Consider the following 13,128-nt stretch of genomic DNA (forward strand, 5'->3'; position numbering starts at 1 on the left):
CCGACATGACGCTCGACGATCTCGGCCCGCGAATCTGCATCATGGGGCCGTCGAACAGTGGCAAGTCGACGCTGGCGGTGGCGATCGCGCGGGCACGCGGGTTGCCACCGGTTCATCTCGATCAGCTGCACCATCACCCGAACACCGACTGGTTGCCGCGCCCCCACGCGGCGTTCGTCGCGTTGCACGATCACGCCATCACCGACGCCCGCTGGGTCATGGACGGCAATTATTCGCGATGCCTGCCGCAGCGTCTCGCGCGCGCGACCGGCGTGATACTGCTCGAATCACCGACCACGACACGCCTCGTGCGCTATTTCCGGCGATCCTGGTTCGAGCGAGCGCGACACGGTGCGCTCGATGGCGGCAGCGACCGCGTCACATGGGCCATGATCCGGCACATCGTCGTCACCACGCCCGGCAGTCGCAAGCGCGATGCGACGCTGTGCAAGCAGATCGGCCTGCCTAAACTCACGCTGTCGACAAGCCGCGACCTGGCGCACTTCTACCGCGCCGAGGGGCTCGAACGCTAGCGCGACGCGCCGCTGGCGTTGCGTCTCCTGCCCCCGGCGTCGAAGGACGGATCGGGGGCGACGCGAGTCCCTGTCTAAGCGCCGCCGGTGACGACCGCGTCGCTCAGGTCGGCGATCGCCGGGCTCGCGAGTACCGGGACTGGCGTGATCGGCAGCGTCGTGCCGAGCGGGCCGGGCAGGACCTGGACGATCGCAGGGCGGATCCGCGCGTCGGTGGCGGGGGCGACGACCGGCGCGGCGCGTGCATGCGTACTCGGCAATTGCGCGCGATCGATCGGCGCGAGGATCGGGTCGAACGGGCCGAACGTCTGCGCGCGCACGCGCCGCGTGTTGCGCGCGGGATCATAGGCCGGGACGCCTTGGTCGATCGCCGCCGCCTGGAGCCGCCCTAACGTCGTGAGCAGGCGCGCCTCCGCGGCGTAGGCGCCGTATGTCGCGTTGACGAAGACGATTTGCGCGGTGAGCAGCCGCTGTTCCGAATCGAGCACCTCGAAATTCGACCGAAACCCTTCCGCAAAGCCGCGCTGGACTCCGGTCAGCGCCGATTCCGCCGCCTCGGTCGCCAGTTGCCCCGCGGTCATCTGCTCGCCGCCAGCGACAGCCTGGTTCCAGGCGTTCTGCGCATTGGCGAGCGCGGCGCGACGCGCGGTCTCCACCTCGAAGCCGAGCTGCTGGCGTTCGGCGACCGCCGCGCGGACGCGCGATCCGATCACGCCGCCGCTCAGCAGCGGCATCGTCAACGTGACCGCGCCGCTCGCCTGCGCGCCCAGATCGCGCAACTGATAGGTATAGGGACTGGCATAGCCATAGCTGCCAGACAACGCGACGATCGGCGCGCGTTCGGCGCGTTGCGCAGCGATCCGCGCATCGCCAGCCTTGGTCGCGAGGATTGCCTGCCACAGGCTCGGGCTCTCCTTCTCGACGATCGCGAACGCGGCATCGAGCGAATTGGGCAGCCCCGGCAATGTCGGCGGCGCGAGTAGGATACCCGGATTGCGCCCGACCACCGCGGCGAACCGGCCGCGGCTCGCCTGCAGATTAACCGTCGCCTGCGCAAGCTGCGCGCGGATGATCTCGCGCTGCGCCTGCGCCTGCGCGATATCGGTACGCGTCAGGTCGCCGCCGCGTTCGCGCGCGATCGCCTGCGTCACCTGCCGCCCATAGGAGTCGAGCGAGCGTTGCTGGATCGCCACCAGCGCCTGGTCGCGGCGTACCGACACGAAGGCGTCGACGACCTCGTACAGGATCGCGTTCTCCGCCTCGCGCAGCCGTTCGCGCCCCGCCAGCACGCCCGCCTCGGCCGCCGAAACCTGCGCCGCGGTCCGTCCGCCGTTGAGCAGGATCTGCGACGCGGTGAGCGTGGCGCCCATGGTCCGCCCACGCGCCACCGCGAAATCGCCGAGTAGGCCGCGCTGGTCCTGCGACTGGTATTGCAGCGTCATGTTAACGCCCGCAGTCAGCCGGTAGGCCGCGCCGGCCTGGACGATCTGTTCGTCGAGCGCGCGGAGTTGCGCCCGCTGCCCCTCCAGCGACGGATTGGTGCGATAGGCGTCGGCGATCGCCTGACCGAGCGTCTCGGGCGCCGCGACCTGCGTCCCGACGACCCTCTGCGCGACCGCCGGCGCTGCGGGGAGCAGGAGCAGCGCCCCGGCGAGGCGGATCGTATCAGCGTTCATGGAGCGACCTGGAAAAGGCTTCGGTCAGCGGATCGAGCAGATAGTCGAGCGCGGTGCGCGAGCGGAGCTTGACCAGCACGGTGACGGGGACGCCCGCGCGGATGCCCGTATCGCGTCCGCGAACCGCCTCGATCTTGGCGATCTGGTCGCGCGGCACGGTGATCTCGGCGCTGAAATAGCTGCGACCGGTCTGCTCGTCGCGCAGCGAATCCGCAGATACCGTCTCGACCGTGCCGAGCAGGATCGGCAGGTCGCGTTCGTGCAGCGACAGGAACTTCACCTCCGCCTCACGCCCCGCGAACACGCCGTCGATATCGCCCGGCGAGAAGTTCGCCCGCACCACCAGCGGCGCCGCATCGGGGACGATGTCGAGGATCGCCTGCCCCGGCTGGATCACACCGCCGACCGAGAACACGCGCAGGCCGACGACGCGCCCGGTCACCGGCGCGCGGATGATCGTGCGTGCGAGTTGCTCGCGCGCGGCGGCGAGTTTGGGCATGACCTCGTTCAGCTGGAACTGCGTGTCGCGCAGCAGCGTGGCGCTGTCCTCGACATATTTGCGGCGGGTCTGGACGCCTTCGGCGCGCGTCTGGCCGATCTGTTCGCGCGCCGCGGCCGAACGCGAGACATAGTCGGCGTCGGTGCCTTCGAGCTGCTGGATCGATCGTTCGATCGCGCGCACGGTGTTACGCGAGACATAGCCTTCGTCGGCCAGCGCCCGCGTGCTCTCGAGCTGCTGGCGGAGCGACGCGCGCTGGCGAGCGGTCGCCTGTGCCTGTGCGTTGAAGCCGGTCGTCTGCTGCGCGACGGTCGCCGCCTGCTGGCGCAGCACCGCGCCGTTCGCCGCGAGCGCCGCCGAGCGCGCGGTGCGCTGGGCGACCTGAAGCGACTTGGCGCGGTCGACGAGGCGCCGGTCGTCGCCTTGCGCGGCCGCGAACTCGGCGGGCCAGACGATCGCGCCGCCGCGGACGTCCGCCTCCAGCCGTGCGCGCTGCGCCTGCAGGTCGATGACGCTGGCGGCCAATGCGCGCTCGCTCGCGGTGACTTCCGCGCCTTCGAGCCGGAACAGGACGTCGCCGGCGCGGACGTGCTGACCATCGCGCGCGGCCATCGCCGCGACGATCCCCCCCTCGCGGTGCTGGACCGTCTGGCGGTTGCCCGCGACGACCACCTGCCCCTCGCCCGCCGCCGCCGCATCGAGCCGCGCGAACGCCGCCCAGCCCAACCCGACGACGAAGAACAGGATCGCGACGAGCCCGCCGACCAGGATCGCATGACGCGGCGAGTCGTCGAGGCGGAGACGCTCGGCGAGGCTCGCACCGCCCGCGGCCGAAACCGGGCTGGCCAGGTCGGCGGGGATCATCGCGGCCCTCCCGCAGCGGCGACCTGGGGCCTGACGACCTTGGTCCGTTCGTCGAACATCTGGATCGTGCCACCGCGCAACACCATGATCTTGTCGACCGCCTGCAGCAGCCCGGTGCGGTGTGTCGAGACGATCACGGTCGCCCCCCGCTGGCGCAGTGCGGCGAGCGTCCTGACCAGCCGCGCCTCGCCGTCGCTGTCGAGATGCGCATTCGGCTCGTCGAGGAACAGGATCGTCGGCGCCCCGAACATCGCACGCGCCAGCGCGACCGACTGGTTCTGCCCCGCCGACAGCCCCGATCCGTCCGCCATGCTCAGCATCGTCGCATAGCCATTGGGCAGGCCGAGGATCACCTCGTGTGCGCCCGCCGCCTGCGCCGCCTCGACCACCGCGGCATCGAGCTGCTCGCTCTCGCCCGCGATGACCGACTGGAAGCGCGAGATATTGGTGTGCACCGAGGTCGGGAACAGCGACGGTGACTGCGGCATGTAGCCGACGTGACGCCCGAGCTGTTCGCGGTTCCAGTCGGACAGGCTTGCGCCGTCGATCCGGACCTCGCCGGTATCGGGCGACAGCGCCCCAGACAGCACGCGCAACAGCGTCGACTTGCCGGCCCCGCTCGGGCCGACCAGCGCGATGATCTCGCCGGGTGCGACCGCAAAATTAATGTCCGACAGCAACGCACGATCGCTGCCCTCGGCGCGGACGGTGACGCCGCGCACCTCGATCCGGCCGACCGGCGCGGGCAGCGTGGTGGCGTCGATCGACGGCCCCGGCAGCGCACAGAACGCGTCGAGATCGCGGTAGGCGTTGCGCGCGGCGGCAAGCGGCTTCATCGCGCCGAGGATCTGCTCGACCGGCTGCAGCGCCCGCCCGAGCAACAGCGACGCGGCGAAGATCGCACCGCCCGAAATATCCTGCCTGATCGCCAGTAGCGCGCCGAGCGCCAGCGCGAGCGATTGCAGCAACAGGCGGAGGAATTTGGTGATCGCGAGGAATTGCCCCGCGGTGCCGGCAAGCGCGGACTGGCGGCGGACCAGCTCGGCGCGCTCGAGCAGATGGCGGGTGATGAGCGCGTTGCGCATCCCCATCACGCGCGCCACCTCCGACCCGTGGATCGACACATCCTGTTCGCGCGTCGCCAGCACCGCGCGCGCATGCGTGTCGCGCGCGGCATGCGCGGTCACGCGGTCGCTGAGGATCGCGATCCCGCCGAGCAACAGCGCGCTGACCAGCGCCAGCACGCCGATCCACGGGTGGAGCAGGAACGCGATGCCGATATAGATCGGTGCCCAGGGCGCATCGAACAGCGCGACGATCGTCGGCCCGGTCAGCGTGCCGCGCACCGTGTCGAAATCGCGCATCGCCTGGCTGCGCTGACCGATCGTCGCGCCATCGGTGCCCAGAATCCGCAGCAGGATCCCGGGCGCGGCCTGACGTTCGAGCCGCATGCTCGCGCGCAACAACAGGCGCATGCGGACGGCGTCGAGGATCGCGAACACGATCAGCGACACGACGAGGATGAGCGTGAGCAACAGCAGCGTCGCGCCGCCGCGCGTCGGCACCACGCGGTCGTACACCTGCAGCATGAAGATCGACGGGACGAGGTACAGGATATTGACCAGCCCCGAGAACGCCGCCGCGAAGACGAGATGCCGCCGACACCCGCGGACGGCCGCGGCAAGTACGTTGCCGGCGCCGGCGGGATAAGGCGTGGGTCGAGGGGGGGCGGACGTCGGCATTGGATCCGCTCTAGCCGCGAAGTTTAAACGAACGGTTTCGGCCTCCCGGGTCTTTGTCCGTACCGGCCCCGGCTTTGTAAATCGCGCTTAGCCATGCTGGGCCCGCTTCGGCAACCCGCCTCTTGTGTTGCCCAAATGCAACACCATCTTTCACCCAGATACCGAACCAATCCCACAGGAATTCGTCATGAACATCGACAAATTCACCGACCGCGCGAAAGGCTTCCTGCAATCCGCGCAGACCGTCGCGATCCGCATGAACCATCAGCGGATCGCGCCCGAGCATCTGCTGAAGGCGCTGCTCGAGGACGAGCAGGGCATGGCCGCCGGGTTGATCAAGGCGGCGGGCGGCGACGCGAAGCGCGCGACCTCCGAAACCGATCTCGCGCTCGCCAAGATCCCCGCGGTGTCGGGCTCGGGCGCGCAGACCACGCCGGGCATCGACAACGACGCGGTGCGCGTGCTCGACCAGGCCGAACAGATCGCGACCAAGGCGGGCGACAGCTTCGTCACCGTCGAGCGCCTGCTCGTCGCGCTCGCATTGTCGCTCAACACCGCCGCAGGCAAGGCGTTGCAGGCGGGCGGCGTCACGCCCGAGGGTCTCAACACCGCGATCAACAGCGTCCGCCAGGGCCGCACCGCGGACACCGCTGGCGCCGAGGACCGCTATGATGCGCTCAAGAAATTCGCGCGCGACCTGACCCAGGCGGCGCGCGACGGCAAGCTCGACCCCGTGATCGGCCGCGACGAGGAGATCCGCCGCACGATCCAGATCCTCGCGCGCCGCACCAAGAACAACCCCGCGCTGATCGGCGAACCCGGCGTCGGCAAGACCGCGATCGCCGAAGGCCTCGCATTGCGGATCGCCAATGGCGACGTGCCCGATACGCTCAAGGACCGCCGTCTCATGTCGCTCGACATGGGGTCGCTCATCGCGGGCGCGAAATATCGCGGCGAGTTCGAGGAACGGCTCAAGGGGGTGCTCGACGAGGTGAAGGCCGCAGAGGGCGACGTCATCCTGTTCATCGACGAGATGCATCAGCTGATCGGCGCGGGTAAATCCGAGGGCGCGATGGACGCGGGCAACCTGCTGAAACCCGCACTCGCGCGCGGCGAGCTCCACTGCGTCGGCGCGACGACGCTCGACGAATATCGCAAATATGTCGAGAAGGACCCCGCGCTCCAGCGGCGGTTCCAGCCGGTGATGGTCGGCGAACCGACCGTCGAGGATACGATCTCGATCCTGCGCGGGCTGAAGGAGAAATACGAGCTCCACCACGGCGTGCGGATCACCGACGGCGCGATCGTCGCCGCCTCGACGCTGTCGAACCGCTACATCACCGACCGCTTCCTCCCCGACAAGGCGATCGACCTGATGGACGAGGCCGCGAGCCGGATCCGCATGGAGGTCGAATCAAAGCCCGAGGCGATCGAAAATCTCGACCGGCGGATCATCCAGCTCAAGATCGAGCGCGAGGCGTTGAAGCGCGAGACCGACGATGCGTCGGTCGACCGGCTCGACACGCTGGAGGGCGATCTCGTCAATCTCGAGGAGCAGTCCGCCGAGCTGACGACACGCTGGAAGGGTGAAAAGGACAAGATCAACGCCGAGGCACGGCTCAAGGAACAGCTCGATGCCGCGCGGCTCGAACTCGACCAGGCGCAACGCTCGGGCGATCTCGCAAAGGCAGGCGAGCTGTCCTACGGCACGATCCCCGGCCTGCAACGCCAGCTCGACGAGGCCGCCGGCGCGACCAAGGGCGCGATGCTGCGCGAGGAAGTCACTGCCGACGACATCGCCGGCGTCGTCAGCCGCTGGACCGGCATCCCGGTCGAGCGGATGCTCCAGGGCGAGCGCGACAAGCTGCTCGCGATGGAGGCGACGATCGGCAAGCGCGTGATCGGCCAGGCGCATGCGGTGAAGGCGGTCTCGACCGCGGTTCGCCGCGCGCGCGCGGGGTTGCAGGATCCGAACCGGCCGCTCGGCTCGTTCCTGTTCCTCGGGCCGACCGGCGTCGGCAAGACCGAGCTGACCAAGGCGCTCGCCGAATTCCTCTTCGACGATCCGTCGGCGATGGTCCGCATCGACATGAGCGAGTTCATGGAGAAGCACGCGGTCGCCCGGCTGATCGGCGCCCCCCCCGGCTATGTCGGATACGAGGAAGGCGGCGTGCTGACCGAGGCGGTCCGCCGGCGGCCCTATCAGGTCATCTTGTTCGACGAGGTCGAGAAGGCGCATGGCGACGTGTTCAACGTGCTGTTGCAGGTGCTCGACGACGGCCGCCTGACCGACGGCCAGGGGCGGACGGTGGATTTCAGCAACACGCTGATCATCCTGACGAGCAACCTTGGCAGCCAGTATCTCGCCAACATGGCGGAAGGCGACGACGTGTCGTCGGTAGAGCCGCAGGTGATGGAGATCGTCCGGTCGCACTTCCGGCCGGAGTTCCTCAACCGGCTCGACGAGGTGATCCTGTTCCACCGCCTCGGCCAGTCGCACATGGCACCGATCGTCGACATCCAGGTATCCCGCGTCGACAAGCTGCTGGCGGACCGCAAGATCGTTCTCGACCTGAGCGATGCCGCGCGCGCGTGGCTTGGCCGGGTGGGCTATGATCCGGTGTACGGCGCACGGCCGTTGAAGCGGGCGGTCCAGCGCTATCTGCAGGATCCGCTCGCCGACATGATCCTGCGCGGCGAGGTGAAGGACGGGTCGACCGTCAAGGTCGACGAAGGCGACGGCAAGCTGGAGCTTCACGTCGCCTGATCCGCCGATCGTCGAATGATAAAAAAAGGGGCGGCGGATCGATGATCCGCCACCCCGATTTCTGTCCCGAAGGATCGCTTACATATCGATGGTCAGACCAACGAACAGGTAACGACCGATCGCGTCGTAGATACCCGGATAGGTGTTGCCGTTGCCGAACGAGCCGATCGGCGATGCCGTTGCGCTCAGGATCGGCGGGGTCTTGTCGAGGATGTTGTTCACCCCGAGACGGAAGGTGAACTTGTCCTCGACGCGAACCGTGCCGGCCAGATCGAAGTAGTTCTGCGCCTTCACGCGGGCATCCCGTGCGTAGAACGCACCCGACAGATCGGTGTCGCCGCTGGTACGCTCGAACTTGGTCGCCGACAGGTAGCGCCAGTTACCCGACAGACCGATGCCGTTCGGCGTGGTCAGCGAGATGCGGGCCTGGTGACGCCACTTCGACATCGGGTACAGGCACTGCGCGCCGTAGAGCCCCGCGCAGTCGAACTTCGCGCCGGCCTTGTCCGACGTGAACTTGTCGACATACGTGCCGTTGAACGACAGCCCGATCGTGCCGATGCTGTCCGAACGGTAGGTGTAGCCCGCCGACGTCTCGATACCCTGCGTGGTCAGCGAACCCGCGTTGACGTTGGTATCGACGATGAAGCCGTTGGTACCCTGCCACAGCGTGCCGTTGGCATCGCGGTTGATGGCGCTGCAGAACTGCTGCTGGCCGGTCTGAAGGCACTGCGCGATGATCGTGTCGGCACCGATGACGCCGATCCGATCCTTCAGCTTGATCCGGAACCCGTCGACCGACAGGTTGAAGCCCGGCAGGAACGAAGGACGCAGGATCACGCCGGCGGTGAACGTATCGGCCTTTTCAGGCTTCAGGTTCACATTGCCGCCGACCAGGCCGTTATACTGCTCCGAAGGATTGTCCTGGACCAGACCGAAGCGGCTCGCCGGAACGCCGGTCAGTGCGCACTGCGCCGGCGTGTTGCCGTTGACCAGGCCGTTGACGGCCAGGCCTGCGCACGGATCGGTCGCACCATCGATCTGCACCGACTGCTGGGCGAACAGTTCCTGCGTGTTCGGGGCGCGGACCGCACGGTTGTAGCCGCCGCGGAAGCGGATGTCCGAGATCGGCGCCCAGACCAGCTCACCCTTGTACGAATGCGCCGAACCAGCCGTGCTGTAGCTCGAATAGCGGTAGCCGCCGTTGACCGTCAGTTCGTTGAAGAACGGGCGATCGCTGACGAGCGGCACCTGGAGCTCGCCGAACGCTTCCTTGACGTTGTAGCTGCCACGGATCGGCAAGGTCGCACCACCCTGGCCGGCGAGATCGCCGCTCAGGAAGCCATTGTCGACCTCGAGGCTCAGCGACTCCTTGCGGTACTCGCCACCGACGTTCAGCGCGATGCCTTCGCTCGCGAACGGCGACTGCACGCCGTACTCGGCACCCTTGAAGGTGAACGAGCCGTTGACGACCGTTTCCTTGTTCTCGCCCGACTGGAAGCCCGGGGTCTGAACATAGCTCAACGCGCCCGGCGTGATGCCTGCGGACCCGAAGATGTTGAGCGGGACGCAGTTCGGATCGGTACCGTCGACGAACGAGCGACAGACCGCCTGGCCGGTCGTGGCCAAGCCGGGACGCGTGTCGGTGATCGCGTCGAGCGCGCGCGTGGTGCGCGAGATCGAGAACTCGTTGCGATACACCTGGTTGAACACGGTGCTGCCGAACTGGCCATAGGCCTCGTACGAAACACCCTTGCCAATGTCGCCGCGCGCGCCTGCGACGTAACGATACTGGGTATGACGAAGATCGGCCTGACGACCGCCGCCCTCGACGTTGCGGCGACCGATCGTGACGTTCGCCTGCTGGTACTGCGTGCCGTCGGGGTTGGTCAGGTTGATGACGTTGCCGTTGGCATCGCGCAGGAGGTTCGTGTTGCGGAAGAACGTCGCGCGCTGTGCCGCCGACAGGAACGGGTTGTTGCTGTTCAGCACGGTGGTGTTGCTGAAGTCACCCGACGGCGCGATCTGCGCGACCGAGCGATCGTCCATGAACATGAACTCGGCATAAGGCTTGAACGCCTCGCTCACTTCATAGTTGGCGAGGAAGCCCGCGGTATAGCGCGTATCCGGACGCTGGTAATAGTTCAGCGGGTTCGCATTGTAGAGCGTCCGCCCGGGGATCAGCGCCCCCGCACCGTTCAGCGTGTATTGCTGCTGCAGGCCGCTTGCCGCGCCGTTGACGACCGCATCGCCGAGCGAGAAGTTCGCCGGGAACGCGGTGGTCGAACCGCCGCAGACATAGTCGTTGCCGACGTTGCCCGCCGGTGCGTTCAGACCGCACGAGCTATAGTCGCGCGAGCCCTGCAGGATCGCACCGATCTTGCGGTAGCCACCATAGCCGACGACATGGCCGCGGCCGTCGCTGGTGCCGGCACCGACCTTGAAGTTGATGTCGAACTGCGTGCCGTCGAACGACTGGCCGGTGGGCGCCGGATAGCCGCGCGCGGTGTTGAGCGCCTTGAAGCGCGCGCTGCGGTTGTTGTGGTTGTAGATGCCACCCGAGGTATCGATGCTGAACCCTTCGTAATCGGTATCGAGCACGAAGTTGACGACGCCGGCGATGGCGTCAGACCCGTAGACCGAGCCGGCGCCGCCGGTCAGCACGTCGACGCGCTTGAGCAGCGAAGCGGGGATCATGTTGACGTCGGCAGCAGCGCTGGCGGTGCTGCTCGACGACGGGTTGCCCGGCATCAGGCGGCGGCCGTTGACCAGCACCAGCGTGCGCGATTCACCGAGGTTGCGCAGGTTGATCGTCGCGGTGCCGGTCGAACCGTTCGAGACCGACGAGGTCTGCGTGGCGAACGACGACGGCAGGCTGTTGAGCACGTCCTCGATACGCGTCGCGCCGCGCAGCTTGATGTCCGCAGCGTTCACGACCGTGACCGGGCTGGCAGAGGTCAGGTTAGGGTTCGAAATACGCGAACCGGTGACGACGATGTCGCCGCCGCCTGCCGTACCCGCAGCGGCGGGATCCTGGCTTGGCGTATTGGAGATTGCGGGCGTGGTCGCCGCCGCGCCGTCATCGCTCGTCGTACCCTGGGGCGCTGGCGCCGGGGCATTCTGCGCGAAGGCCGGCAGCGCGATGACCGCGCCTGCGATCATCGTCGATGCCAGCAGGCAGTCGCGAAACATGTGGTTGCGCATGGTTATTTGGTCCCTTTGAATCGGCGAATTTTTCCGCCCGACACGATCCATTGTGCGACCGAAGGGCCGCAGCTGAGGGCGATGTCGCAAGACGCGACGCCCTTGTCCAAAAGAAAGTAACAAAGCGGCGCCCGTTCGTCGCATTGCGATCCGGATGTCACCAAATAGCAACATCCGTTTCGATGCCGACACGACCGCCCGACGCGCTGGCGCGACGAGACTCTTGCCGCACTGCGGGCGTCGGCCTACGCCACGCGTGTTGCAACGGGGGCTGGACGACGATGCGGATCGCGATGATTATGGTTGCCTGGGGAGTGGCGATTGCCGTGACGGGCCCCGCCATGGGGGCGACAAAACCCCGAAAGACGGGACGCGCGCCGCTGCTGATGGCAGTGACGCAATGCCGGACGATTGCCGATCCGGCGGCGCGCCTGACATGCTTCGACACATCGGTGGCCGCGCTGGACTCCGCAGAGAAAACCCAGACCGTCGTCGTGATCGATCAGCAGCAGGTTCGCGAAACCCGACGGAACCTGTTCGGCATCAGCCTGCCCGATATCGGCCTCTTCGGCAGCGGCGATGACCTGCCGCAGATCGAGACGACATTGGCCAACGCCTCGGTCGACGACGCAGGGCGTTGGAGCTTCATCCTGGCGGACGGGGCGCACTGGGTGCAGACCGACGACAACATCATCGCGCGTCGGCCAAGGGCGAACGACAAGGTGATCATCAAGCGCGCCGCACTCGGCAGCTTCCGGTTGAGCGTCGGCGGCCAACCCGGGGTGAAGGCCAAGCGCCAGAATTAGGGGCGCATCGGTCCCGCCACCAGCATCGGGTCGAGCTTCGCGTCGTTCCACCGCAGGCTCCAGTGGAGGTGCGGGCCGGTCGCGCGACCGGTCATGCCCACGGCACCGATCGGCTGCCCCTGTGTGACGTGATCGCCGGGCTTCACATCGATCCGCGACAGATGCAGGAACGCGCTGTTGAGGCCCATGCCGTGGTCGAGCATCAGCAGATTGCCCTCCAGCGTGAAGGGGTGATCCGCCGCGAGGATCACGACGCCGTCGGCGGGCGCGGTGACGACCGCGCCGGTGGTCTTCGCGATGTCGGTGCCCGAATGATAGCTGCCGGGTTCGCCCTTGTAGACGCGCTGCGATCCGAACAGCCCGGAGATGCGACCGGTGGCGGGCCACGCGAACGCCCGACGCCAGCCTTGCGCATCGGTCATGCGCGCGCGGGCGGCGACGATCTGCGCGAGTTCGGGCGGGCGGAGCCTCGCGAAGACCGGGTCAGGCGCGGGGAATTTCGGGAGCGTGTCGAGGCGCTCGATCCGCCACGCGCGCGGCGCGATCCTGAGACTTTGCGTAACATTGCGACCGTCGCCGAATGTCGCGGTCAGCGACGCTTGCGGGCCGGCGTCGCGGTCGAAGCCGGCGAGGAAGCGGCCGTCAGGGGCCAGTGCGATCGGCTTGCCGTTCAGCGTGACCGCCCGCGTTCCGGTAGGCGCTGTGCCGAGGATCAGCCCACCCTGGCTCAGCGTGCCGGTCCAGCGGAATGCGGGCTGGCTCGCGGTGGTAGGCGGCGGCGCTTGCTGGGCAGTCGCACTGGTCGCTGCCAGCAGGACGAGCACCGCCGCGCGGATCATCGTGGCGCCATCGCTTCGCTGGCGGCGGCGGCAGTGGCATAGGCCTCCTGGCGGGCGACGCTCCAGTAGCGCAGATCCTCGAGCGCGATGCGGTGGCCGGTCGCGGCGCAGGCGACATGGTCGCCCGGGCTGAGCACGCGAAAACCATTGGCCATATAGTGCAGCCGCGCGGCGCGGTCGGAGTTGGACATCAGCATG

The 13,128-nt window shown here is 67.8% G+C and carries 9 protein-coding genes; 3 read left to right on the forward strand and 6 right to left on the reverse strand.

The features are described 5' to 3' along the window. Positions 1 to 5: 5 nt before the first annotated feature. The gene (locus ASF00_RS16290; protein ID WP_055881729.1) at positions 6 to 533 is read left to right on the forward strand and encodes an AAA family ATPase; all 528 of its coding nucleotides are present in this window, start codon (positions 6 to 8) and stop codon (positions 531 to 533) included. Positions 534 to 607: 74 nt separating this feature from the next. On the opposite strand, the gene ASF00_RS16295 is transcribed toward ASF00_RS16290, so the two are convergent. From ASF00_RS16295 to ASF00_RS16305, 3 genes are read right to left on the reverse strand one after another with little or no spacing between them, the layout of a single operon-like run. Further along, positions 608 to 2,209, reverse strand: a complete 1,602-nt coding sequence (locus ASF00_RS16295) for a TolC family protein (RefSeq protein ID WP_055881730.1) — start codon at positions 2,207 to 2,209, stop codon at positions 608 to 610. Further along, positions 2,199 to 3,572 carry an HlyD family type I secretion periplasmic adaptor subunit gene (locus tag ASF00_RS16300; protein WP_055881732.1) on the reverse strand — a complete coding sequence of 458 codons (1,374 nt, stop codon included), beginning with the start codon at positions 3,570 to 3,572 and terminating at the stop codon, positions 2,199 to 2,201. The genes ASF00_RS16295 and ASF00_RS16300 overlap by 11 nt, the downstream gene beginning before the upstream one ends. Next, positions 3,569 to 5,314: a type I secretion system permease/ATPase gene (locus tag ASF00_RS16305; RefSeq protein ID WP_055881734.1), complete on the reverse strand. Its 1,746-nt coding sequence runs from the start codon at positions 5,312 to 5,314 to the stop codon at positions 3,569 to 3,571. The genes ASF00_RS16300 and ASF00_RS16305 overlap by 4 nt, the downstream gene beginning before the upstream one ends. 187 nt (positions 5,315 to 5,501) lie before the next feature. On the opposite strand from ASF00_RS16305, the gene clpB reads away from it, so the two are divergent. Next, positions 5,502 to 8,081, forward strand: a complete 2,580-nt coding sequence (gene clpB, locus ASF00_RS16310; protein WP_055881736.1) for an ATP-dependent chaperone ClpB — start codon at positions 5,502 to 5,504, stop codon at positions 8,079 to 8,081. Positions 8,082 to 8,159: 78 nt separating this feature from the next. Here clpB and ASF00_RS16315 read toward each other — a convergent pair whose 3' ends face one another. Next, positions 8,160 to 11,285 (reverse strand): TonB-dependent receptor domain-containing protein, encoded by a 3,126-nt coding sequence (locus ASF00_RS16315; protein WP_055881739.1) that lies wholly within the window; start codon positions 11,283 to 11,285, stop codon positions 8,160 to 8,162. A gap of 281 nt (positions 11,286 to 11,566) precedes the next feature. Here ASF00_RS16315 and ASF00_RS16320 point away from each other — a divergent pair, with 281 nt between their 5' ends. Next, positions 11,567 to 12,091 (forward strand): hypothetical protein, encoded by a 525-nt coding sequence (locus ASF00_RS16320; RefSeq protein ID WP_055881740.1) that lies wholly within the window; start codon positions 11,567 to 11,569, stop codon positions 12,089 to 12,091. On the opposite strand, the gene ASF00_RS16325 is transcribed toward ASF00_RS16320, so the two are convergent. Together ASF00_RS16325 and ASF00_RS16330 are read right to left on the reverse strand one after the other, a co-directional pair. Further along, positions 12,088 to 12,930, reverse strand: coding sequence for a M23 family metallopeptidase (locus tag ASF00_RS16325; protein WP_055881742.1), 843 nt, complete (start codon positions 12,928 to 12,930; stop codon positions 12,088 to 12,090). The genes ASF00_RS16320 and ASF00_RS16325 overlap by 4 nt on opposite strands. Then, entirely contained in the window at positions 12,927 to 13,127 is a 201-nt protein-coding gene (locus tag ASF00_RS16330) for a DUF2093 domain-containing protein (RefSeq protein WP_055881745.1), read from the reverse strand. The genes ASF00_RS16325 and ASF00_RS16330 overlap by 4 nt, the downstream gene beginning before the upstream one ends. Between the last annotated feature and the right edge of the window lies 1 nt (position 13,128).

The organism is Sphingomonas sp. Leaf34, from assembly GCF_001421805.1.
In the GTDB taxonomy this organism is placed as follows: domain Bacteria; phylum Pseudomonadota; class Alphaproteobacteria; order Sphingomonadales; family Sphingomonadaceae; genus Sphingomonas.